Origin of the sequence: Thermasporomyces composti (assembly GCF_003386795.1) — a bacterium.
In the GTDB taxonomy this organism is placed as follows: Bacteria; Actinomycetota; Actinomycetes; order Propionibacteriales; family Actinopolymorphaceae; genus Thermasporomyces; species Thermasporomyces composti.
The window spans coordinates 2,108,655-2,132,189 of record NZ_QTUC01000001.1; the positions used below are offsets into that span (position 1 = coordinate 2,108,655).

Annotated in this window: 18 protein-coding genes; 8 read left to right on the plus strand and 10 right to left on the minus strand. The window is 70.7% G+C overall.

Annotation, left to right across the window (positions count from 1 at the left end):
• Positions 1-102 precede the first annotated feature (102 nt).
• Together DFJ64_RS09155 and DFJ64_RS09160 are read left to right on the plus strand one after the other, a co-directional pair.
• Positions 103-3,099 (plus strand): FAD-binding and (Fe-S)-binding domain-containing protein, encoded by a 2,997-nt coding sequence (locus DFJ64_RS09155; protein ID WP_245941027.1) that lies wholly within the window; start codon positions 103-105, stop codon positions 3,097-3,099.
• A gap of 26 nt (positions 3,100-3,125) precedes the next feature.
• Positions 3,126-4,250 carry an amidase gene (locus DFJ64_RS09160; RefSeq protein ID WP_170152559.1) on the plus strand — a complete coding sequence of 375 codons (1,125 nt, stop codon included), beginning with the start codon at positions 3,126-3,128 and terminating at the stop codon, positions 4,248-4,250.
• Between the two features lie 21 nt (positions 4,251-4,271).
• Here the strand turns inward: DFJ64_RS09160 and DFJ64_RS09165 are convergent, their stop codons facing one another.
• Together DFJ64_RS09165 and dnaB are read right to left on the minus strand one after the other, a co-directional pair.
• Positions 4,272-5,294: a BtrH N-terminal domain-containing protein gene (locus tag DFJ64_RS09165; protein ID WP_211310549.1), complete on the minus strand. Its 1,023-nt coding sequence runs from the start codon at positions 5,292-5,294 to the stop codon at positions 4,272-4,274.
• 102 nt (positions 5,295-5,396) lie between these two features.
• Entirely contained in the window at positions 5,397-6,746 is a 1,350-nt protein-coding gene (dnaB, locus tag DFJ64_RS09170) for a replicative DNA helicase (protein ID WP_211310550.1), read from the minus strand.
• Between the two features lie 469 nt (positions 6,747-7,215).
• Between dnaB and DFJ64_RS09175 the strand changes: the two genes are divergently transcribed.
• Together DFJ64_RS09175 and DFJ64_RS09180 are read left to right on the plus strand one after the other, a co-directional pair.
• Positions 7,216-8,577, plus strand: a complete 1,362-nt coding sequence (locus tag DFJ64_RS09175) for an MATE family efflux transporter (protein ID WP_245941028.1) — start codon at positions 7,216-7,218, stop codon at positions 8,575-8,577.
• Between the two features lie 157 nt (positions 8,578-8,734).
• Positions 8,735-9,571, plus strand: coding sequence for an ion transporter (locus tag DFJ64_RS09180; RefSeq protein WP_115850089.1), 837 nt, complete (start codon positions 8,735-8,737; stop codon positions 9,569-9,571).
• 162 nt (positions 9,572-9,733) lie between these two features.
• Here DFJ64_RS09180 and rplI read toward each other — a convergent pair whose 3' ends face one another.
• From rplI to rpsF, 4 genes are all read right to left on the minus strand, one after another.
• On the minus strand, positions 9,734-10,183 hold the full coding sequence (gene rplI / locus DFJ64_RS09185; protein WP_115850090.1) for a 50S ribosomal protein L9: 450 nt from the start codon (positions 10,181-10,183) through the stop codon (positions 9,734-9,736).
• Between the two features lie 16 nt (positions 10,184-10,199).
• Positions 10,200-10,436 carry a 30S ribosomal protein S18 gene (gene rpsR / locus DFJ64_RS09190; RefSeq protein WP_115850091.1) on the minus strand — a complete coding sequence of 79 codons (237 nt, stop codon included), beginning with the start codon at positions 10,434-10,436 and terminating at the stop codon, positions 10,200-10,202.
• A gap of 70 nt (positions 10,437-10,506) precedes the next feature.
• Positions 10,507-10,995, minus strand: a complete 489-nt coding sequence (locus DFJ64_RS09195; RefSeq protein WP_115850092.1) for a single-stranded DNA-binding protein — start codon at positions 10,993-10,995, stop codon at positions 10,507-10,509.
• 13 nt (positions 10,996-11,008) lie between these two features.
• A complete protein-coding gene (gene rpsF, locus DFJ64_RS09200) occupies positions 11,009-11,299 on the minus strand; it encodes a 30S ribosomal protein S6 (RefSeq protein WP_115851941.1) in 291 nt (96 codons plus the stop codon).
• Between the two features lie 338 nt (positions 11,300-11,637).
• Here rpsF and DFJ64_RS09205 point away from each other — a divergent pair, with 338 nt between their 5' ends.
• The 3 genes from DFJ64_RS09205 to DFJ64_RS09215 all read left to right on the plus strand — a co-directional run bounded on the left by DFJ64_RS09205 (position 11,638) and on the right by DFJ64_RS09215 (position 14,706).
• Positions 11,638-12,444 (plus strand): deoxyribonuclease IV, encoded by an 807-nt coding sequence (locus DFJ64_RS09205; RefSeq protein ID WP_115850093.1) that lies wholly within the window; start codon positions 11,638-11,640, stop codon positions 12,442-12,444.
• Between the two features lie 63 nt (positions 12,445-12,507).
• The gene (locus DFJ64_RS09210) at positions 12,508-13,635 is read left to right on the plus strand and encodes a lipid II:glycine glycyltransferase FemX (protein ID WP_115850094.1); all 1,128 of its coding nucleotides are present in this window, start codon (positions 12,508-12,510) and stop codon (positions 13,633-13,635) included.
• Positions 13,636-13,638: 3 nt separating this feature from the next.
• Positions 13,639-14,706: an alanine racemase gene (locus DFJ64_RS09215; RefSeq protein WP_115850095.1), complete on the plus strand. Its 1,068-nt coding sequence runs from the start codon at positions 13,639-13,641 to the stop codon at positions 14,704-14,706.
• 49 nt (positions 14,707-14,755) lie between these two features.
• On the opposite strand, the gene DFJ64_RS09220 is transcribed toward DFJ64_RS09215, so the two are convergent.
• The 4 genes from DFJ64_RS09220 to DFJ64_RS09235 all read right to left on the minus strand — a co-directional run bounded on the left by DFJ64_RS09220 (position 14,756) and on the right by DFJ64_RS09235 (position 22,375).
• Positions 14,756-15,835, minus strand: coding sequence for a mannosyltransferase family protein (locus tag DFJ64_RS09220; RefSeq protein ID WP_245941029.1), 1,080 nt, complete (start codon positions 15,833-15,835; stop codon positions 14,756-14,758).
• Between the two features lie 1,709 nt (positions 15,836-17,544).
• Entirely contained in the window at positions 17,545-18,963 is a 1,419-nt protein-coding gene (locus DFJ64_RS09225; protein WP_245941030.1) for a glycosyltransferase family 87 protein, read from the minus strand.
• Between the two features lie 214 nt (positions 18,964-19,177).
• On the minus strand, positions 19,178-21,892 hold the full coding sequence (locus DFJ64_RS09230) for a transglycosylase domain-containing protein (protein ID WP_115850096.1): 2,715 nt from the start codon (positions 21,890-21,892) through the stop codon (positions 19,178-19,180).
• Between the two features lie 66 nt (positions 21,893-21,958).
• Positions 21,959-22,375 carry a DUF5318 family protein gene (locus DFJ64_RS09235; RefSeq protein ID WP_115850097.1) on the minus strand — a complete coding sequence of 139 codons (417 nt, stop codon included), beginning with the start codon at positions 22,373-22,375 and terminating at the stop codon, positions 21,959-21,961.
• Positions 22,376-22,815: 440 nt separating this feature from the next.
• Here DFJ64_RS09235 and DFJ64_RS09240 point away from each other — a divergent pair, with 440 nt between their 5' ends.
• Positions 22,816-23,463 carry a PadR family transcriptional regulator gene (locus tag DFJ64_RS09240; protein ID WP_115850098.1) on the plus strand — a complete coding sequence of 216 codons (648 nt, stop codon included), beginning with the start codon at positions 22,816-22,818 and terminating at the stop codon, positions 23,461-23,463.
• Positions 23,464-23,535 lie beyond the last annotated feature (72 nt).

Sequence of the window (23,535 nt, forward strand, 5' to 3'; positions counted from 1 at the left end):
GGTGCGTCCCGTTCACGCCGTCCGTCGTGATTCGCGATGGGCCCACGGACGCGACCTCGACCCGCCCCACGGCGCTGGAGACCGGCGTGCAAGGCTCGGCACGTGCCTAGAACCACGCAGACCGCGAAACCGGAGGTTGACGCGCCGGCCCTGCGCAAGGAGCTGGCCAAGGTCGTCCGTGGGCCCGTGCGCTTCGACGCCGCGAGCCGTGCCATGTGGAGCGCGGACGCCTCCAACTACCGGCACGTGCCGATCGGAGTGGTCCAGCCCTACGACACCGACGACGTGCTCGCCACGATCGAGGTGTGCCATCGCCTCGGCGTCCCGATCCTGCCGCGCGGCGCCGGCACCAGCATCGGCGGCCAGGCGGTCAACACCGCGGTCGTGCTCGACTTCAGCCGCTACCTCAACGCGATCCTGGAGATCGACCCCGACCGCCGACGGGCGCGCGTCCAACCGGGCGTCGTGCTCGACGACCTGCGCCGGGCGGCCAGCCGGCACGGCCTGACGTTCGGACCGGACCCGTCCACCCACAACCGCTGCACCCTCGGCGGCATGATCGGCAACAACGCGTGCGGCGCCCACTCGGTCGCGTGGGGCAAGACCGTCGACAACGTGGCCTCCCTCGACGTGGTCCTCGCCGACGGAACCCGGCTCACCGTGGGCCCCACCTCCGACGAGGAGCTCGCCCGACGGTGCGAGGAACCCGGGCGGGTCGGTCGGCTCTACCGGGCACTGCGCGCCCTGCGTGACCAGTACGGTCCTCGGATCGAGGAGCTGTACGGCGACCCGGCCCAGGCCGGCCCGGCGCACTCCACCCTCACCCGGAGAGTCTCCGGCTACAACCTGGACCAGCTCCTGCCGACGGCCGGCTTCGACCTGGCGAAGGCTCTCGTGGGCACCGAGGGCACGTGCGCCACGATCCTGGAGGCCGAGGTCCGCCTGGTCGAGGCGCCGGCGGCCCGGACGCTCGTCGTCCTCGGCTTCCCCGACCAGTTCGTGGCCGCCGACCACGTCCTGCCCCTCCTCGACCTTCGCCCTCTGGCGATCGAAAGCGTCGACGCCACGATCGTCGACATCGTGCGGTCCCGGAACCCGGCGAACCCCGCGCTCGACAGCCTGCCGGCCGGCGGCGCGTGGCTCTACGTGGAGACCGGTGGGGAGTCGCCGGCCGAGGCCGAGGAGCGCGCCCGCGAGGTCGCCCGAGCGATGGAGAAGTACGGCGCCACCAGCCTGGTCGTCACCGACCCGGCGCAGGCGCGAGCGCTGTGGCGCATTCGCGAGGACGGCGCCGGCAGCACGACCCGACTGCCCGACGGCGGTGAGGCGTGGCCCGGCTGGGAGGACGCCGCCGTCCCGCCGGACCGGCTCGGCTCGTACCTGCGTGGCTTCGACGCGCTCATGAAGGAGCACGGTCGGCAGGGCATCTACTACGGGCACTTCGGCGACGGCTGCATCCACATCCGCATCGACTTCGACCTGCTCACCGAGCGGGGAATCGCCGACTTCCGGAGGTTCATCGAGGAGGCCGCCGACCTGGTCACCGAGCACGGCGGCTCGCTCTCCGGCGAGCACGGCGACGGCCAGGCCCGGGCGGAGCTGCTGAACCGTATGTACCCGCCGGACATCCTCACCGCGTTCGCGGAGTTCAAGCGGGCGTTCGACCCCGACGGGCTCATGAACCCCCACCGCATCGTCGACCCCGCCCGGCTGGACGACGACCTCCGTGTCTTCGTCGCCCCGCCCACCCTGCGCGGTGGCACGACTCTGGCGTTCTCCCACGACCGCGACGGCTTCGTCGGCGCGACGCGACGGTGCATGGGTGTCGGGAGGTGCCTGTCCGCCCAGGGCGGCGTCATGTGCCCCAGCTACCGGGTAACCCGGGAGGAGAAGCACTCCACCCGCGGCCGGGCTCGCCTGCTGTTCGAGATGGCCTCCGGCCAGGTCATCCAGGGCGGCTGGCGGTCGACGGAGGTCCGCGAGGCCCTGGACCTGTGTCTGTCGTGCAAGGGCTGCAAGACCGACTGCCCGGTCAACGTCGACATGGCCAGCTACAAGGCCGAGTTCCTGAGCAAGCACTACGCGGGGAGGATCCGGCCGGCGTCCCACTACTCCATGGGATGGCTGCCCGCGTGGCTGCGGCTCGCGGCGCCCTTCGCCCGGATGGTGAACGCCGCGGCACGGCGACCCGCGCTGGCGCGCCTGGCCAAGAAGCTCGGCGGCATCGCGCCGGAACGCGAGATCCCGACACTGGCTGAGGAGACGTTCGTCCGCTGGTTCCGGAGCCGGACGCCCACCGCGGTGCCCGACGACGCGCCTCGTGTGCTGCTGTGGCCGGACACCTTCACCAACGGCTTCGACCCGGCCCTGGGGAAGGACGCGGTCGCCGTGCTCGAGTCCCTCGGCTACCGCGTGGAGATTCCCGACAAGCCGGTGTGCTGCGGTCTGACCTGGGTGTCGACCGGTCAGCTCGGTGTCGCCAAGCGCGTGCTGCGGCGGACCGTCCGGGTCCTCAAGCCGTGGCTCGACGCCGGTGTGCCCGTCGTGGGGCTCGAACCGAGCTGCACGGCGCTGTTCCGGGGCGAGCTGACGGAGCTGCTGCCCGACGACCCCGACGCGGCCGCGTTGGCCAGGCGCACCACGACGTTCGCCGAGCTGCTCGCGAACCACGTGGACGACCTTCAGGTTCGCAACCCGGGCCAGCGGGCGCTCGTGCAGGTCCACTGCCACCAGCACGCCGACCTGGGCTACACCGCTGACCGAAAGGTCCTGCGCGCTCTGGGCGTGGATGCGGAAGTCCTCGACTCCGGCTGCTGCGGCCTGGCCGGCAACTTCGGCTTCGAGAAGGGCCACTACGAGGTGTCGATGGCCTGCGCCGAACGCGTCCTGCTCCCGGCGGTCCGGGCGGCCGGCGACGACGTGGCCGTCCTCGCCGACGGGTTCAGCTGCCGGACCCAGGTCCGACAGGCCAGCGAGCGCGAACCCGTCCACCTGGCGCAGCTCGCCGCCCGTGCGCTCGGTGTCGGGCCCGCCAGCGGCGCGTCGGATGAGCAGGCGCCCACCGACCGGCCCCGGGCGTCGGGCGAGGGCGACACCTGATCCGAGACGTACGGCAGGATGCGTGCGTGGACTCCATCTGGCTGCTACGCCTCGACGCGGACGGTGACGGTCCTCGCCTCGCCGTCAAGGACTGCATCGACGTGGCGGGGACGCCGACGACCGTGGGCTGCCGGGCGATCGCCGAGGACGCGGTCCCGGCCGCCCTCGACGCGCCCGTCGTAGCCACCGCCCGGCAGCAAGGCGCCCGCGTGGTCGGCAAGACCAATCTCGTCGAGCTGTGCCGGCACGCCGACGGCGTGAACCCCTGGACGGGCACACCGCCGAACCCGCTCGACCCGACGCGCATCCCGGGCGGCTCCTCCAGCGGCTCGGCCGTGGCCGTCGCCCGGGACGAGGCCGACGTGGCCTACGGCACCGACACGGGCGGATCGGTCCGGGTGCCGGCGGCCTGCTGCGGCATCGTCGGCCTCAAGACGACCGCGGGCCGGGTCCCCACCCACGGCGTGTTCGAGTTCTCCCGCACGCTCGACACGGTCGGACCGATGGCCCGGGACGTCGCGGGGACCACGCTCGGTATGCAGTTGCTCGAGCCGGAATTCGAGACCGCCAGCCTCGACGACGTCCCACTCACCGTGGCGCGCCTGCGGTTCCCGGGCGTCGACCCTACGATCGACGCGGCCGTCGACCGTGCCCTGAAGCTCGCGGGCTGCACGATCACCGAGACCCAGCTGCCTGAGTGGGACACGTGGGTGAACGCCGCCAACGAGCTCATGGTCTACGAGGGGTACTGGGCGCACCGGCACCTCCTCGCTCGGGCCGACCGGCTCGAACCCCGGCACGCGACCGATATCGCCAGCGCCGCCGAGATCAGCCCGCGACGGGTCGTCGACTGCCGCCGGGTCGGCGTCGCGGCGACGGCGCGGCTGACCGCCCTGCTGGACCAGCACACCGTCCTGGCGCTGCCGACGATGGCGATGGAACCGCCGAGGTTGGGAGAACGCGCACGGACCACCTACCTCACGGTGCCGTTCAACCTCACCGGTCTGCCGGCGCTGGCGCTCCCGATCCCTCGAGCCGGCTCGCGACTTCCCGCGTCGCTGCAGCTCGTCGGCGCGCCGTACCAGGAGGAGGTCCTGCTCGCCCTCGGCGCGCACATCGAGGCCGCCCTGGCGGCGGAGGTGACGGGCTAGCCGGGCACGGGATCGTCGCGCTCAGGTCTCGACGGCGACGAGCGCCGTCATGGCCTCCCGTTCGAGCTGGGCGATCTCCGACAGCACCGCGGACGCGTCGCGCAGCCGACCCTCGTCACCGGACTCTCCCGCCTGAGCGATCAGGCCGGCCACCTCGGTCCACAGCGTCGCGGCCCGCCCGTAGCGCTCGTGGCCGACCCGGACGGCCTCGTCGTCGATCAGCTCCGCGCACTCGGCCAGGAAGTCCCGGTAGAGGTTGCGGAACAGCGCGCCGCCCGTGCCGCCTCGCTCCATGAGCGCGGCGACCTGGGGCAGGTCCCGGGCTGGGTCGGCGCTTCGGTCGAGCCAGGTGACGACGAGCTTGGCGGCCTTGGCGATGCCCCTGTGGCCCAGGTTGGCGATCGGTGGGTCCAGGAAGGTCGACGCGCAGTCCCGGATCGCCGCGGCCGCCGCCTCCCGCAACGGAGGCAGCGTGGCCGGAACGGTGACGGTGAACGACCTGTTCGGCGCCGCCATGGGACCGCGCTCGGCTCGGGCGGCGGCCAAGCTCTCCAGATCGACGGTCACCGCACCGCCCTGCTGGTCCGTGTCGACCACGTAGGCGCGCTCGTCGTCGTACCCGTACATCGCCACCATGTGGCCGGCGAAGTGCACCCGAGGCGGGGTGAAGTAGGGCAAGTGGTAGCTGTCGAGCTGCAGCCCCACGGGGCGGCCCGCGTCGAGCTGGCTCGTCACGTTCTGCCACGCCTTGCGGCGGGAGGACGTCTCCTGCGTCGACAGGGCGAGCCCGAGACGGTCACAGAGGTTCGTGGTGAGCTCGAAGGGCCGCACCCGTCCGCCGAGAAACGGCATGGGCATCCCCTTGCGATCCCAGTAGATGAACGACAGGCCGGCGCCGAGCCCGAACATCATGGGCTCCGAGAGCTCCAGGCCCTGGTGGCGCAGCAGCACGCCGAGGGTGGAGGTCTCGCAGTGCTGCAGCCCACGGCGAGGGGCGTCCTCGAGGATCATCCGCGTCTCCTGTCGTTCGGGGACAGCGGCCATGCTGACAGCTTCCCCCGACAGCTCCGCCACCCGGGGGCCCCACCGGTGGTGAGGCACGGACGGTGAGCCGACGGTGAGGAGACGAGGAGCCGCCCGGCCCGGTCAGCCCTGGGCCATGTCGACGAACCGCTGGTAGTGGCCCTGGAACGCCACCGTGATCGTGGCGGTCGGGCCGTTGCGGTGCTTGGCGATGATGAAGTCGGCCTCGCCGGGGCGGGAGGACTCCCGCTCATAGGCGTCCTCGCGGTGGAGCAGGATCACCATGTCCGCGTCCTGCTCGATGCTGCCGCTCTCGCGGAGGTCGGCCAGCATCGGCCGCTTGTCCGTGCGCTGCTCCGGGCTCCGGTTGAGCTGCGACAGGGCGACCACCGGAACACCCAGCTCCTTCGCCAGCAGCTTGAGGTTCCGGGAGAACTCCGCGACCTCGACCTGGCGGCTCTCGACCTTCTTGCCCGACGTCATCAGCTGCAGGTAGTCGACGATGACCAGCCGGAGGTCGTGGCGCTGTCGCAGGCGCCGGCACTTCGCCCGGATCTCCATGAGCGTCATGTTGGGCGAGTCGTCGATGAACAGCGGTGCGCCGGACACCTCGCCCATCTTGCGGGCGAGCTTGGCCCAGTCGTCGTCGCTCATCGTTCCTTGCCGCATGTGCTGCAGCGGGACGCGCGCCTCCGCCGACAGCAGCCGCATGGTGATCTCGGTGCGGCTCATCTCCAGCGAGAAGATCACCGAGGCGAGGTTGTTGTGGATGGCCGCCGCGCGGGCCAGGTTGAGCGCGAGGATCGACTTGCCGACGCCGGGGCGAGCGGCGATGACGATGAGCTGGCCGGGGTGGAGGCCGTTGGTGAGGGCGTCGAGGTCGGCGAAGCCGGTGGGAACGCCCACCATGCTGTCGCGAGCGCCGATCGCCTCGATCTCGTCGAGGGTCGCCTCCATGATCTCGCTGAGCGGCGCGTAGTCCTCGCTGGTCCGGCGCTCGGTGACGTTGTAGATCTCGGCTTGGGCGCGGTCGACGATGTCGTCGACGTCGCCGTCGCCGGCGTACGCCATCTGGGTGATCTTGGTGCCGGCCTCGACCAGCCGCCGCAGGATCGCCTTCTCGCGCACGATCGCGGCGTAGTAGCTGGCGTTCGCGGCTGACGGCACCGAGGCGATGAGGGTGTGGAGGTACGGCGCGCCACCGACGCGAGTGAGCTCCCCCCTGCGCTGCAGCTCCGCTGCCACCGTGACGGCATCGGCCGGCTCGCCTCGGCCGTAGAGGTCGAGGATCGCCTCGAAAACCGTCTCGTGTGCCGGACGGTAGAAGTCCGAGCCGCGGACCTCCTCGATCACGTCCGCGATCGCGTCCTTCGACAGCATCATGCTGCCCAGGACGCACTGCTCGGCGGCGACGTCGTGCGGCGGCACCCGGTCGGCCACGCCAGCGACGCGGGAAACGGGAAACTCGCTCACGCTCACAGCCGCTCGTTCCCTCCCGAGATCTCCCGTGACGACGCCGTCGGACGCTCGTCCACCTGAGCCGGTGTAGCGCAGGGCACCGACAGGTGACCGGCCGGGGAAGCCCAGCGGCTGGTCAGCGGGGGTGGGGGGTGAGGGTCCGACGTGAGGTACGACGCTACGCGCACCTCATCGGGATGGAGAAACTCGTCCTCCACAGCCCCTGTGGGTGAACCCCGCGAAGCCTGGGGACCGCTTGGGGATGAGCTGTGCACAGCGTGTGGATGAGACTGTGGACAACTGTGGGTCATGTCGGGCATCCGGCCTTCTGCCTGCGCGATCGCCGTCCCCACGCTGTGGATGACAGAAAGTCGGCCGGCACGGCAGAAAACTCATGCCTCGGCTGCCCGTCCTCGGGTGGCCTCCCACCCCTGGCGGCGACAGCCCGTTCCCGGTCACCGACGCCAGCCGGCATGATGGGGCGGTGCCCCCTGCTGTCTCCACCCGGCCAGGGTTGCGCCTGCGCGACCCGCACGACCGCGAGATCCTGCGGCTCGCCGTGCCCGCCTTCGGCGCGTTGGTCGCCGAGCCGCTCTACCTCCTCGCCGACTCCGCCATCGTGGGGCACCTCGGCACCCCGCAGCTCGCCGCCCTGGGGCTCGCGGGGACGGCCATCCAGACGCTCGTCGGGCTCTTCGTCTTCCTGGCGTACGCCACGACGGCCTCGGTCGCCCGCCAGCTGGGGGCGGGTGACATGCGCACGGCGCTGCGCTTCGGTGTGGACGGGCTGTGGCTTGCGCTCGGCCTCGGAGTGGCCTTGGCCCTCCTCGGTGTGCTCGTGGCCCCGACGGTGGTCGACGCGTTCGACCCCTCGCCGGCGGTCCACGGGCACGCCGTCACGTACCTGCGGGTGGCGGTCCTCGGCATGCCGGGCCTCCTGCTCACCTTCGCCGGCACCGGTGTGCTGCGTGGACTCCAGGACACCCGGACGCCGCTGTGGATCGCCGCGTGCAGCTACCTCGGCAACATCGTCCTCAACGTCACGTTCGTCTACGGCCTCGGCTGGGGGATCGCCGGCTCGGCGTGGGGGACGGTCCTGGCGCAGACCGGCGGCGCCATCGCCTTGGGCGTGGTCGTCGTCCGCGGCGCCCGCCGCCACGGCGCCTCCCTCCGCCCCGACCTGGCAGGCATCCGCGCGTCCGCTCACGCCGGTGTCCCGCTCTTGGTCCGCACTCTCACGCTGAGGGTGGCGATCCTGGCTGCCACCTACGTCGCGACGTCCCTCGGCGACACCGCTCTCGCCGCGCACCAGGTGGCGTTCACGTTGTGGAGCACGCTGGCGTTCGCGCTCGACGCCATCGCGATCGCGGGCCAGGCCATCGTGGGCCGGTACCTGGGCGCCGCCGACGTGGCCCGGGCGCGCGCCGCGACCCGTCGGATGATCGAGTGGGGCGTGGCGGCCGGGGCGGTGTTCGGCGTGGTGATGGTGCTCGCCAGGCCGCTGTACGTGTCCCTGTTCACCCGTGACCTCGACGTGCAGGCGCTGCTCGCGAGCGTGGTCCTCCTCTTCCTCGTGTTCGAGCCGGTCGCCGGCGTGGTGTTCGTCCTCGACGGCGTGCTCATCGGCGCGGGTGACGGTCGCTACCTCGCCTACGCGGGGGTGTGGACGCTCGTGGCGTTCCTTCCCCTCGCCGGTCTCGTCCTGCTCACCCACGGCGGGCTGGTCGCCTTGTGGTGGGCGTTCGGGGGCTTCATGGTCGCCCGCCTGGTCACCTTGGTCGTCCGTATCCGTGGGAACCAGTGGCTGGTGACCGGCCCGGACGCGAAGACCCGAAGCCACGCCTGAGGAGCGTTCCTCACCGTCCGGTAGCCTCCACGCGACGGTGAGCAGTCGAGATCAGCCTCCGGGCCGTGCGATGCGGCCGCAGGCCTCGCCGCCCCGGGTCGAGCTGGCGACCGGCTGACCGTGACTGTGACGTGTCGACGGTGACGAGGGGGCATCGGTGTCGTCGGACCGCATCCGAGGGATCGTCGAGCACCCGTGGTTCACCCACGGCATCACCGCGCTCATCGTGGCGAACGCGGTCACGCTCGGACTCGAGACGTCACCGGCGATCGTCAGCTCGGTCGGCCCTCTGTTGCACTGGTTCGACCGGATCGCCTTGACGATCTTCGTCGTCGAGCTGGTGCTGCGCATGCTGGCCTACCGGGAACGGTTCTTCCGTGACGCGTGGAGCCTCTTCGACCTGACCGTGGTGGCGATCGCGCTCGTCCCCGCGACCGGACCGTTCGCGGTGGTGCGGGCGCTGCGCGTGCTGCGGGCGCTGCGCGTGGTGTCGCGGGTGCCGTCCATGCGGCGCGTCATCGAAGGGCTGCTGGGGGCGCTCCCCGGGATGCTGTCCACCGGCGCCCTGCTGGGCCTGGTGCTCTACATCGCCGCCGTCATGGCGACCGGGCTGTTCGGCTCCGTCGCCCCCGACCACTTCGGCAACCTCGGCACGACGCTGTTCACGCTCTTCCAGGTGATGACGGGTGAGGCCTGGCCCGACATCGCGGACGAGGTGATGGCGGAGCTGCCGTGGGCTTGGGTCTTCTTCGTCACCTACATCCTGGTGTCGAGCTTCGCGGTGCTGAACCTCTTCATCGCCGTCGTCGTCAACGGGATGGAGAGCGAGATCGCGGCCGAGCAGCGCGCCGAGGCTGCCAGGGACTGGGCCGCGGAGAAGGAACGCGACCGGATCATGCTCGAGGAGCTACGAGCGCTCCGTGCCGAGATCGCCGCGCTCCGGCAAGGCGACAGTCGAGAGCGCGACGTGCGCGTTCCCGACTCCGGAGCGTGATCACGGCACGGCGACGACATCTATCCACAACGGCCTGACGGGACCTGTGGAAATCGGGCCGAAGCCCGCGTGGAAGATCGACAGCGCCCCTGTGGACAACGCTGTGAACAACCCTAGGACGGGTCGTACCATCGACCCGCCCTAGGTTACGGACAGTGAGAACTACGCTGCCGGAACGACCTCGAGAGCAAGCGTCGCGCTCAGCTCCGGGTGAAGCCGAACCGAGACCTGGTGGCTGCCCAGCGTCTTGATCGGGTTCGCGATCTCGATTCGACGCTTGTCGATCTGCGGGCCCCCGGCCTGCTTGACCGCCTCCACGATGTCGGCCGGCGTGACCGAGCCGAACAGGCGCCCGCTCGCGCCGGACCGCGCCGGGACCGTGATCGTCAGGCCCTCCAGCTGCGCCTTCACCTCACGAGCCTGGTCGAGGTCACGGATCTGCCGGACCTCGCGAGCCTTCCGAATCGCGGCGACCTGCTTCTCGCCGCCCTTCGTCCAGCGGATGGCCAGGCCACGCGGCATGAGGTAGTTGCGGCCGTAGCCGTCCTTGACCTCGACGATGTCACCGGGCCCGCCGAGGCCGGACACCTCCTGAGTCAAGATGAGCTTCATCGGTGCGACCTCCTCGTCAACGGGCCGTGCTGGTGTACGGCAGGAGCGCCATCTCGCGAGCGTTCTTGATGGCGGTCGCGACGTCACGCTGGTGTTGGGTGCAGTTGCCGGTCACGCGGCGCGCACGGATCTTGCCGCGGTCGGAGATGAACTTCCGCAGCAGGGTCGTGTCCTTGTAGTCGACGTAGGAGATCTTCTCCTTGCAGAACACGCAAACCTTCTTCTTCGGTTTGCGAACAGCAGTCTTGGCCATCGTGGTGCTCCTTCACGAGCCCCGCGCGAGGCGGGAATGGTCACGGGTGCTGGCTCGATGGGTGGTGCGGCTAGAACGGCGGCTCGTCGTACGAGCCACCCGCCGGGCCACCGCCCCACGGGTCGCTGGCCTGGGGAGCGCCACCAGCCGCGGGCGTCTGCCACGGGTCGTCGCCACCGAAGCCACCTTGGGACCGCGTGGTCTTGGTGACCTTGGCCGTGGCGTTCCGCAGGCTGGGACCCACCTCGTCGACCTCGACCTCGTAGACGGTGCGGCGCTCACCCTCGCGAGTCTCGTAGGACCGCTGCTTCAGCCGTCCCTGGACGATGACCCGCATGCCACGCTGCAGCGACTCCGCGACGTTCTCCGCCGCCTGCCGCCACACGTTGCAGGTGAGGAAGAGGGTCTCGCCGTCCTTCCACTCACCGGCCTGACGGTCATAGGTACGCGGTGTCGACGCGACCCGGAAGTTCGCGACCGCCGCACCAGAAGGGGTGAAACGCAGCTCCGGGTCGTCGACCAGGTTGCCGACGAGCGTGATGACGGTGTCCCCTGCCATGGTCGTCTCCTGTTCAGCGGGCGTCTGGTCGAATGACCTTAGTCCGCAGCACCGACTCGTTCAGGGACAGCTGACGATCGAGCTCCTGGACGACCGACGGCTCGCACGACAGGTCGATCACCGCGTAGATGCCCTCGGACTTCTTCTTGATCTCGTACGCCAACCGGCGGCGACCCCACACGTCGACCTTCTCCACCGTGCCGCCACCCTGGCGGACGAGGGAGAGGTACTGCTCGAGCGACGGCGCGACGGTGCGCTCCTCGAGGTCGGGGTCGAGGATCAGCATGATCTCGTAGCGACGCATGCGAAGCTCCACCTCCTTTGGACTCGGGCGGCCACGGTCCTTCCGTGGCAGGAGGGCGTGCGTCTCGCCGCGGGGTTGTCGTGAGCTGGTCGACGGACGATCGCGGCGCAGCGGCCCAGGATAGCCGACGCGGCCGGCCCGCACCTAACCCGCACGCCCGCGCCCGTACTCTCTAGCACCTCGTCCCGGCGGGCCGCGACGCGCCCACGTGTCGGCCGTGCGGTGAGAGTTCGACCCGGCGTGGTCCCGGCGGCGCGTCGTCCTCGGCTCACCATGATCGGCCACCGACGACGGCGGGCCGGCGGCGGGGTGTCCGCGTCGCCTCCTACAGTCGGGGCATGACCAGCGTGCCCCTCGGCGCTCACGTCGACCAGGAGGACCCCATCGAGGAGGCGCGGCGCCGCTCCGCCGACGTCGCGCAGTTCTTTCTCGGCGACCCTCAGGGCTGGAAGGGTCCGGTGATCGCCTACCCCGGCGGAGCGGACGCCTTGGCAGCGGCCGCCGCGCAGGCCGGTGTCGGGCTGTACGTCCACGCGCCGTACGTGATCAACGTCGCGACGACCAACAACCGGATCCGCATCCCGTCCCGCAAGCTGCTCCAGCAGACCCTCGACGCCGCCGCCGCGATCAACGCCCGCGGCGTGGTCGTGCACGGCGGCCACGTGCTGAAGAACGACGACCCGCAGGCCGGCTTCGACAACTGGCGCAAATGCGTCGAACGGCTCGAGATCCGCTGTCCCCTCTTGATCGAGAACACCGCCGGCGGCGACAACGCCATGGCTCGTCGCCTGGAACGGATCGCCAGGCTGTGGGAAGCCGTCAGCGCGGCGGACACCGACGGCATGGTCGGCTTCTGCCTCGACACCTGTCACTTCCACGCCGGTGGAGAGGAGCTCGCCACCGTCGTCGACCGGGTGAAGAGCATCACCGGACGGATCGACCTCGTGCACGCCAACGACTCGCAGGACGCCGCCGGCTCGGGGCGCGACCGGCACGCCAACCTCGGGTCCGGCCAGATCGCACCGGAGGACCTCGTCGCGGTCGTCCGGGCCGCCGGCGCACCGGCGATCGTGGAGACCCCCGGCGGTGCCGAGGGACAAGCCGCCGACATCGCCTGGCTTCGCGAGCGGCTCGACGCTGCGTGACCGCTCCTCGCTGGCTTGCCCGGCCTGCCCCACGGCGCTGCGGAGCCGGGTAGCCTCGCCTGCGTGGCTCTGCGCGTTCGTACCCTCACCCCCGAGGAACACCTGGCATTCCTCAACACCCTCGACTCGGCGAGCTTTCTGCAGACACCCGCGTGGGGAGTGGTCAAGCGGGAGTGGCGGTCGGAGTCGATCGGGTGGGTCGATGAGGCCGACGGTGACAAGGTGCTGGGCGCCGGGCTCGTCCTGTACCGCAGGTTGCCCAAGATGCGGCGCAGTCTGGCCTACCTCCCTGAGGGTCCGGTGATCGACTGGAGCGACCCCGACCTGTCCCGGTGGCTCACCCCGCTCGTCGAGCACCTCAGCTCCCAGGGCGCCTTCGGCGTCCGCATGGGTCCGCCCGTCGTGACCCGGCGGTGGTCAGCGGCGACCGTCAAGGCCGCCCTGGCGGAAGGGAACGCGCGCCGGCTGGGTGAGGTGCCCGCCGACCACACCGACCACATCGCGCTCGGTGTCGCCGAGCAGCTGCGCGCTCTCGGGTGGCGGCCGCCAGCGCAGACGACGAGCGGTTTCGCCGTGGGTCAACCCCGCTACGTCTTCCAGCTCCCGCTCGAAGACCGTGACGAGGAAGCCGTCCTCGCCGGGATGAACCAGCTGTGGCGCCGCAACATCCGCAAGGCCGCCAAGGCGGGAGTCCAGGTCACCTACGGCGGCCTCGACGACCTGCCCGCGTTCCACGAGCTGTACGTCCACACCGCGCGCCGTGACCACTTCACACCCCGGCCGCTGTCGTACTTCGAGACGATGATGAAGGCCCTCTCGGGCGAGGACCCGGACCGGTTCCGTCTGTACCTCGCCCACCACGAGGGCGATCTCGTAGCGGCGACCATCGGGGTCCGGGTCGGCACCCACGTGTGGTACTCCTACGGCGCGTCGTCAACCCACAAGCGGGAGGTCCGCGCCTCCAACGCGATCCAGTGGCGGATGATCCAGGATGCACTCGCCGTGGGGGCCCGTGTCTACGATCTGCGGGGAATCACCGACACCCTCGACCCGAACGACCCGCACATCGGTCTGCTGCAGTTCAAGCTCGGCACGGGAGGCCAGGCGGTGGAGTACCTAGGCGAGTGGGACCTGCCGATCTCCCGCCTGCTGTACTCGGCTTTCGACCTCTACATGCGACGTCGGGGATGACTCATGGCGCTCACGCTGTACGTCGACACCGCCCGCTGGCGGGCACACCTCGACCAGGTTGTCGCCTCCTACCCTCGGATCGTCCCGGTGGCCAAGGGGAACGGCTACGGGTTCGGGCTCGCCAACCTCGCTCGCGAGGCCGCCCGGCTCGAGGTCGACACCCTCGCCGTCGGCACGCCGGAAGAGCTGGCCGAGGTCGCCGACCACTTTCCCGGCGACCTGCTCGTCCTCACCCCGATCCGCTCCGCGCAGATCCAGCGCCTCCAGGAGCGGACCGCCGGCGCCGGTGAGGTCGACCCGTCCCGGGTGATCCACACGGTGAGCCGCCTCGCCGACCTGATCGTGCTCTCCGACGGGCCCGGCGAGCCTCGCGTCGTGGTGGAGTTGTTCTCCTCGATGCGACGCCACGGCATCCCGACCGAGGACCTCGCGACCGTCGCCAAGCTCCTCGACGGAGTGCGTTGCGAGGGATGGGCGTTGCACCTGCCGCTGCCCGGCTTCGGCGACCACGTGGCGGAGATCAACACGTGCATCGAGCGGATCCGCGACGCCGGGGCGCCGTTGGAGCGGCTGTGGGTCTCCCACGTCACGCCCGAGGAGCTGGCGGAGCTACGCTCCGCTAACCCCGAGGTCGAGATCCGGCCGAGAGTCGGGACCAAGCTGTGGTTGTCGGACCGGGAGGCGTACCAGGCGCGGGCGGAGCTGCTCGAGGTGCACCCGGTCCGCCGTGGGGACCGGTTCGGCTACCGACAGCGACGAGTGCCGGGCGACGGTCACCTGCTGGTGGTGAGCGGTGGAACCTCTCACGGCGTCGCGCTCGAGGCGCCGAGCCACGTCGAGGACCTGCGCACGCGGGCTCGGGTGCTCGCGGTGAGCAGCCTGGAGGCGGCCGGCCGTGCGTTGTCGCCGTTCACGGTGGCAGGGCAGCGGCGGTGGTTCGCCGAGCCGCCGCACATGCAGGTGAGCGTGGTGTTCCTGCCCGCGTCGGTGCCGCCGCCCGAAGTCGGCACCGAGCTGCCCGTCAACGTCGGCATGACGCTCACCAGGTTCGACCGGATCGTCTTCGAGTGAGCCCGGACCGGAGTGAAGCCGTTCGTCGTCGGTGAGTCCGTCAGCCGGCTCAGCCCGACCATCGGCCGGTGACGTACGCGGCCGCCCACACGCCGAACAGCGGCACGGCCAGCATGAGGTAGGCACGCCACACCCACACCCACCGGACGGCGAGGGCGCCGAGGCCGATCCACAGCGGGAACCACAGCAGCGTCGCGCGCGGCACGGAGAAGAACCAGTACGACGACGCGAACGCCGCCACCTGGACGCCGATCCAGGTGGCCTCGCTCCAACGGCGGAGCGCGAGCAGGACGGCGGTGACCACGAGACCCACGACCATGGCGACCAGCTCGGCGCGGAACATCCACTCGAAGTTGGCCTGCATCGCGTCGGTGACGTTGGCGAACTTCAGCCGCCCGGTCGCGGCGCTCCACGTGTGGAGGAAGGCCTCGTGGGGTGCGGTGAAGCCGCGGTACCACCCCTCCTCCTGCGCGTGGTACCACCGCAGCCAGTCGCCGGTGCGGATGCGCAGGTAGGTCATGTAGGCGAGGAGCGGCACGAAGGGGACGATCAGCCACAGGCCGTTGATCCACTCCCGCCGCTTCGGCGAGGTGAGGAACTCGACGACGAGCGCGAGGGCGAGGAAGAGGCCGGACACCCGCACGCTCGACGCGCCGGCGGCGAGGACGGTGGCCACACCCCAGTGGCCGCGACGCGCCGCGAGCCAGGCCGGGATCGCGAAGCCGAGGAAGAGCGACTCGGTGTAGGGGGCGGCCAGGAAGATCGCGGGCGGAGCGACCATCCACATGAGCGCGGCGCGCCGCCCGGCCCCCTCGCCCCACTCCAGGTCCGCCAGCCGCGCCAGCGCTACGGCGGCGACGCCACCGGCGAGGAAGGAGACGGCGAGGCCGGCAACGACGGAGGGGACACCGAGCAGGTGGCCCAGCCGCATGAGCATGGGGAGCCCTGGGAAGAACGCCTCGACCGGATCCTCCCAGTTCGGGTCGAAGTAGCCGTTACGAGCGATATGGTCGAAGTGCCAGAAGTCCCACTGCTTCCAGCGCTCGAGGAAGGGAGGAACCTTCCCCTCGCCGTGGAACACCCACGGCGCGGTGAGCGCCACGAGGAGCACCCCGAGCCTGGTCAGCACCCACCAGGCCAGGACCTCCAGGTCTTGGGGACGCGGCCTGACCCACGACGGAAGCCTGAGCCACGACGGGAGAGGGAGGGACCGTAGCCGAGAGCGCCATCCCGACGCCGACGGCTCGTCCTTCGGCACCGCGGGCCGGACCGCGGTCACGTCCTCGTCGTCCGTGGTCGTGGTGTCCGGTCGGTCAGCCGATCGCGACGGCGCGGAGAGCGCGCCGGCGGGTGGTGACGATGGCGGGGCCGGCGCGGCAGCCGAGGCGGAGTCGGGACGTGCCGGAGCGTCGCCCCGCGAGCTCTCGCCCTCTCGCTGACCTCCGGTGAGGTCCTCGTTGGCAGGGGGTCGAGACGCCGCCGGCGGTAGAGTCGTCGGCCAAGGCGTCTGGTCCGGGTCGGTAACGGAGGTCAGCTCCGGATCGGTCAGGTCGGGATCGGTGCGGCCTCGGCGAGGACGATCAGGGCGCGCGAGGTCAGCGTCACCGAGATCAGGGCCGCCGAGCGGAGGGCCGACGAGGTTGGGTTCCGTGAGGTTGGGGTCTCCCAGGTTCGGGACGGTGAGGCTGGGATCCGTGAGGTTCGGATCGTCTCGCCCTTCGCTCGTCCTGGTGGTGTCGTGCCACCTCACGTTCTCCCCCCACAGGTCTGTGGAACCGGACGCGGTGTCGCGCGTCGTGGGGCGATCCCAGCCGTGACCTCCGTGGTGGGAGGACGGCGGCTCGCCGAACCAGCTGGTGTGCGTCGTCGTCACCGGCTCGTCGAACGGCGTGCCCGGACTCGACGAGCCGGGGCCCCCGTGACGCGCGGCCGCCCAGTCTGCCTCATGGGGGGACGGGGTTGGGTCGCCCGGGTGCCGACCAGTCGCCGGCCCGCTTGGCGCGTCGAGGGGAGTCTGCCCGGTGAGCGGTTCGAGATTCCACGACTGGTTCCGCCACGCGGGACGGTCCTCGCGGGATCCGCGGGCCTCGCTCGACCCACGCGCCGGGTCCCGACCGACGTCGAGACCTGTCCAGGTGATCTCGGAGCCTCCAGGGAAAGCAGGCTTCGACCAGTCCCAGGAGGTCTCGAGGCCCGGGCCGCCCTCTCGCCAGGAGGACGCTCCACCGACCCCAGCGTCTGGTGGGCCCGGCGGCGCTCCCGGCGCCGACGTCTCGGGCGTGCGGCGAGCCCTGCGCCCTCCGGTGTCGCCAGCCGCACCTGGGCTCCACGATCCCCGCGAATCGTCAACCCGTCCGAGGGTGTCGTCACCGACGGGGACGACGCCACCTTGCGTGTCGCTCCACGAGGCACTCCACCCAGGGCGTGCTCCCTCGCCTCGGACACCCTCGAGTGATCCTGGGTGCGGCCCAGTCCGAGGCTCTTCCGTCCACGGCGTCTCCGGCAGGTTCCACGGCTCCTCGTCCCACAACCCCGCGTCCTCCAGCGCCGGGGGGACCAGCGGTGGGGGAGTCAAGGGGTCGAGGTCGAAAGGCGGCGGGACGGCTCCAGCCGGCGGTCCCAGGTCTGGCCGAGCCGGTTCGTGGCGCTCCCGGGGCTGCCGCTCGGCACCCCCGCTCGAACCCAGGGGCGGCGCACCCCACAGGGACCTGTCGCCACCGGCACGGCGCGCCGGTGGACTCGGTGGAACTCCCTCCGGCGTCCCCTCACCTCGCGGCCACTCCGGCGGGCCCCACGACCCTCCCCGCGACGGTGGCTCGTCCGATCGCCGACGCCCTGTCACGGTGCGACCCCCTCCTCCAAGGGCGCTCGCCCGGGCCGGCCGAGCCGTACCAGGCGCCGAACCCACGCCGCATCGGGAGCGTGGTCGAAAGGTCCACCGGCGGGGTCGTCGGCCTTGTCGTTCGCGCGCACTGGATCGGCTGCGGGACGCAGGATGTCACGGACGACGGCGGCGCACAGAACCAACGTCGCGGCGATCCGCACAGCAACCGCCAGCCAGTAGGTGCGGTCTGGGGCTCCCTCGGTGGGGGGCGTCATGCTGCCGGCTAGGTGGAGCCAGATCGCGACCCAGTAGAGCACCTCACCGCCCTGCCAGATCGACCAGTCTCGCCACCGCGGTCGCGCGAGCGCCACCAGCGGCAGCATCCAGAGGACGTACTGCGGGGAGTACACCTTGTTGACCAGCAGGAACGCCGCGACGGTGAGGAAGATGAGCTGACCGAGCCGGGGTCGGCGCGGCGCGTACAGACCCAGCGCCGCGATGCCGAGACAGGCGAGAGCGAACAGCGCCAGAGAGATCGCATTGAGGTTGTCCACCGGGTGCCCGGCCAGCGCGAGGACGTACCACACCGAGCCGAAGTCGCCCTGTCGTTCGGAGTTGAACGTCCAGAAGGTCAGCCAGCTGTCGTGCGCCAGGACGATGAACGGCACGTTGACCACAAGCCAGACCGCCAGCGCTGACAGGAACGTGGCCGCCCACAAGCGAATCCGACCGACCCGCAACGCCAGGACCAGCAGCGGACCGAGCAGGAGCAAGGGGTAGAACTTGGTCGCCGCGCCCAGGCCGAGGAGGACGCCGGCGGCGACGGGCCGCGAGCGGGCCCAGGCCAGGATCGCGCAGGTGGAGAGCGCGACCGCCACGAGATCCCAGTTGATCGTGCCGGCCAAGGCGAGCGCGGGCGCGGCCGCGACGAACATCGCGTCGTACGGGCGGTGCGGATGGATTCTGGTCAGCGCCCAGACCGTGACGAGCGCGCAGACGAAGAGCAGGACGACGGTCAGGTCGAAGAAGAGGACGCTCGCTCGGACCGGGTCGGGACCGCTCAACGCCTGCGTGACCCAGGCGGTCACCTGCATGACGACGCCGGTGAGGACGGGGTACTCCAGCGGCGGGTAGTCGCCACGGTCGAGGTAGGCGATGGCGCCCTCAGCGAACCCGCGCTCCCGGTACAGGTAGGCGACGTCGCTGTAGCAGAGCCGGCTGAACGCGATGCCTGACTCTCGCGGCCACCCCTCGGCGTGACACGGCGCCTTCTGGATGAGGCCGATGACGAAGAGCGCGGTCGTGACGAGGAAGGCCACCGCAAGCGGTGTCCAGCGGGATACCCCCACCAGGGCATGCCGACCGATCGGCCCGCCCATCCAGGCGGTCGCCAGGCGGACCAGCGGATCCTCCCGCGACGGGCTCCTGCTCACCGCACCTCCGTGCTCCCTGATCGCGCCCCCACCGGGACGGTCCGCTCCCCCCAGAGCGGACCAGCGACGCGGCGTCGACGAGGTCCGCTCCCCTCCCGGGCCCAATGGTGCCCTATCTGCTCGGCGACGTGACCCCTGTCCCTCGACCGGGATGCGGTGACCCGCGGCATCGCACGTCGTGCCGTGCGACCGGGGAGGCCTCAGGAGGCGAAGGTCACGATGCCGGCCACGTCTTTGTGGGGGTCGGAGCGGGCACGGTCGGCCGCGGCTTCGGCCTCGGCTGTGGTGGCTCCCGCCGTGGAGTCTCGGTGGGCCGTGGCTCCGGTTCCGGGTCAGGGTCGTCAGGGTCCGGCGGTGGCGGAGGTGGTGGCGGCGGAGGCGGGGGCGGCTGCGTGGGCCGTCCTGTCGGCCCCGGCGCCGTCGGCTGGGGAGCTGGAGAACCCGGCGACGCGGTGGGTCTCGGTCCACCGTCGGAGGTGGGCGTGGGCGTCGGCGTGGCGTTCACCGGCTCGCCGACGTGCGCGGGCGGGGCGAAGTGCTGCACCGGCTCGCCAGCCAAGGCGGCGCGCATGAACGCCGCCCAGATGCGGGCCGGATAGCCGCCGCCGAAGAACGTGTTCATGCCACCGACGTCGTCCAGCGATTCCTTCACCCCGTCCCCGTCGGAGTCCTTGTAGAAGGCGACCGCCGCCGACAGCTGGGGGGTGTAGCCCACGAACCAGGCGGTCTCGTCCTCGTGCGTACCGGTCTTGCCCGCCGCCGGGCGTCCCACGCGCTTCGCCTCCCGCTCACCGCTGCCACGCCGGACGACCTCCTGGAGCGCGTAGTTGACGTCCCGAACGACCCGGCTGTCGAACTCGACCGTGGTCTCCTCCGGGTTGCGGTAGACGACCGCGCCGCTCCGGTCCCGCACTTCCGCTACGACGTGCCAGGTCGCGCGCCGACCGCCGACCGCGAAGGTGGCGTAGGCGTTGGCCATGTCGACGGGGGAGACGGAGGCGAAGCCGAGGGAAACCTTCGCATGCGCCTCCAAACCTGGGGTGTCCGGCGGGACACCAGCGCGCAGCGCCGCGTCGACCACGTCCTTGGGCGAGATCGCGTTGACCGTGAGGTCGACGTACGCGGTGTTGATGGAGTCGCGGGTCGCCTTGACGAGGTCGACGTACTTGCCGTAGTCGCGGTTGAACTCGTTGTTGACCTTGTCGCCGTCGGGCAGCTTGTACGGCGAGTTCCCGGCGAACCGGCTCTCGAGCGAGACCCCGTGCTCCAACGCGGCGGCCAGCGCGAACGGCTTGAACGTCGAACCAGGCTGGAGCTTGGCCTGGGTGGCGTCGTTGAACTGGCGCTCGAGGTAGTCGCGGCCACCGTACATCGCCACGACCTCACCGGTGCCGGGGCGAACCGCGGCCACACCGACGTAGACACCCTTGGCGTTCTTCTTCGGGAAGTGCTTGCGGACTGCCTCTTCCAGCGCCTTCTGCGCGTGTGGATCGAAGGTGGTCGTCACCTGGAGGCCACCGGTCTCGATCTGCTGGTCGGTGAAGCCGATCTTGCGCAGTTCCTTGCGAACCTGGACCAGCAGGTGGCCGCGTGGGCCTTCGTAGGTGCGCTTGTCCGCGACGGGCCGAATCTTGGGAAGGGGCGCCTCGACGTCCGACGTGGGGATGACCCCCATCTCCGCCATCCCACGCAGGACGTAGCGGTAACGCCCCTCCAAGCGCTCCAGGTTGCCCTCCTTCGCCGCCGGGTCGTAGTTGGAGGGCGCCCGCAGCAACGAGGCCAGCACCGCCGCCTGGTGGGGGGTGAGCTCCTGGACGTGCTTCCCGAAGTAGGCGTTGGCCGCCACCTCGATGCCGTACGCACCGCGGCCGAAGTAGCTGGTGTTGAGGTAGTGCTGGAGAATCTCCTGCTTCGAGAGCTGCCGCTGGATCTTCAGCGTGATGAACAGCTCTTTGATCTTGCGTGACCAGGTCTGTTCCTGGGTCAGGTAGTAGTTCTTGACGTACTGCTGGGTGATCGTGGAACCGCTCTGCTTGGAGCCGCCGCGCAGCTGGTTCCACGCCGCGCGAATGATGCCGGTGGGCGAGATCCCGCTGTCAGTCCAGAAGGTGCGGTTCTCAGCGGCGATCACCGCGTCCTGGACGTGCCGCGGAACCTGGTCGAGCGGGACGGAGACACGATTCTGGACCGCGAAGCCACCGAGAACCGTGGAGCCGTCCTGGTAGTAGAGGGTGGTCTTGTTGGCGTTGAGCTCAGCGTTGGGATCGGGAATCGGCGTTCTGACGTAGAGGATGACGAACGTCGCGACTCCAGCGAGCAGCAGCACCGAACTGGTGACCAACGCTGCGGCGAGAACTCTGCGCCACCGTCGACGCCTCCTCCCGCCCTTGCCCCCCGCTCGTCGCCCGTCTGGGTCGATCTCGTCACCCCGCCGCCCCCCACCGTGACCCCCCGGCCGGGTGGACGCCGCTCGCCCCGTCAGCCCGACGTCGCGTGGCGAGCCGGGGTCACCCCGACGCAGTCCGGAGCGTGGCGCGAGGACGTCGATGTCGGTGTCGTCGTGCCAGCGACCGCTCGCGTCCTGCCCCTGACCGGCGTGGGAACTGCGGTAGCGCCTCGTGCTGCCGACGTACCCGGTCCGGACGTACCCGGTGTCGTCGTAGCCGGTGTTGTGGTAGGCGGTGTCGTCGTAGCCGGTGTTGTGGTAGCCGGTGTTGTGGTAGCCGGTGCCGTCGCGACCGCTGCCTTCGTAACCGGATCTCGCGTATCCGGCTCTCCCGTGACCGGCGCCCCCGTAGCCGGCGCCCCCGTAACCAGCCTCCCCGTAACCAGCGCCGTCGTCACCCGTGTCCGTGTCGTCAGGCGAGTAGGCGTGCCGCGCACCAGGCGTGGCTCGGTGGTCGTCACCACCACGATGGCTCCGCGTCACAGTGGCGTCCCGAGGTCTCAGTCGGTAGCGATGGACGCTACCGAAGGGTACGGCAGAGTGTCCGGTCTAGGGGTATTCGTCCTCCACCGTCCGTTGCCGGCGGGGTGGCCGACGAGGAACACCGTCACCAAGGACGTACGACAAGGTCAGGTGGTTCCAGCCACACCCCTGACAGACCTCGACGACGTACACCCGGAACTCGCCGTGCTGGCGGGCCATGGCCTCGAGCTCACGGGTCTGCCGAATTCGACCGGAGTACTGACCCAGCTCGTCACCGAAGACGTAGGTGACGTGAGTGAGCTGCTCCTTGCGGCACACCGGACACAGCTGGTCCGTGGGCTCCCCGTGGTACTTGGCCGCCCGCAAGAGGTAGGGATCGGCATCGCAGACGTCGTCCATGACGGTCGCGCCACCTCGAAACAGCGCACGCAGGGTCGCCTTGCGCTGCAAGCTGTAGTCGACGACGGACCGCTGGGACCACATGCCACTGAGGGTACGGCCTTTGCCCGAAGTGGTGGAAGGTCATGACCGTCCGCGTGTGACCGTCGCCACCTCGGATGGCCACACACGGTCGCCTCCCGACCGGATCCGACCTCGTGCCGGGCCACCCTGCGTCCGAAGAAGACCATCCCGCGGAACGGCAGAGGAGGCCGCGCGTCGAAGCGACTCGCCGCTCCTCGAGCGCGCTGCGGCGGTCGGGCGCCCTCGGTGGTGAGGCAACCGAGGAAGCCGTCTGCTGAGGTACCCGAGTCTTGCGCCTGGGCTCTCCCCGACGTATCGTCGCGACATGTCGGTCCGATGTATCGGATCGATATATCGAGCGGATCCTCGGCCGAGGTCTGGCGTGACCGGTTGTCCCCACCGGACCGGAGCCGGCTTGGCCCGCGACGAGCGAGGACGAGCGAGACAGAGGGGGCGAGGACGTGCCACGCAGGAGCGGAGTCTTGGAGATGGCCGTGCTCGGTCTGCTGAACGAGGCGCCCATGCACGGCTACGAGATCCGCAAGCGGCTCAACGCCCTCTTCGGCTGGAGCCGAGCCCTGTCGTACGGCTCTCTGTACCCCTGCCTGAAGGCGATGCTGAGGAAGGGCTGGATCAGCGAGGACACCACGGCGTCCGGGTCACGCCGGCGGGCCAAGATCGTCTACCGGATCACCGAGCAAGGCCAGGCGCGGTTCGCGGAGCACCTCGCCGAGGGCGGTCCAGCCGCCTGGGACGACGACGAGCGGTTCGGGGTCCACTTCGCCTTCTTCGCACGCACCGACGCCGCGGTACGGCTGCGCATCCTCGAGGGTCGGCTGCGCCGTCTGGAGGAACGACTGGAGCGGGTCCGCGCCCAGATCGAGCGCACCCAGGAACGCAGAGACGCCTACGCCCTCGAGCTCCAGCGGTACGGCATGGAGTCCGTGGAGCGGGAGATGAGCTGGCTGAGCCGTCTCATCGCCTCGGAGCGGCGCAGAGGTCCCGCCACGACGACCACCTCGACGACCAGCACCACCACGACCAGCACCACCACGCCCGGCCCCCCGCGTCACGACCTCGCGGCACCGGACAACGGGGTCGCCACCTGACCGCGTGAGGCGCCAGTCCTCACCCCGTCCACGCCGCACGTCGAGCCAGACGCCACCGAAGTGGCGGCCGGA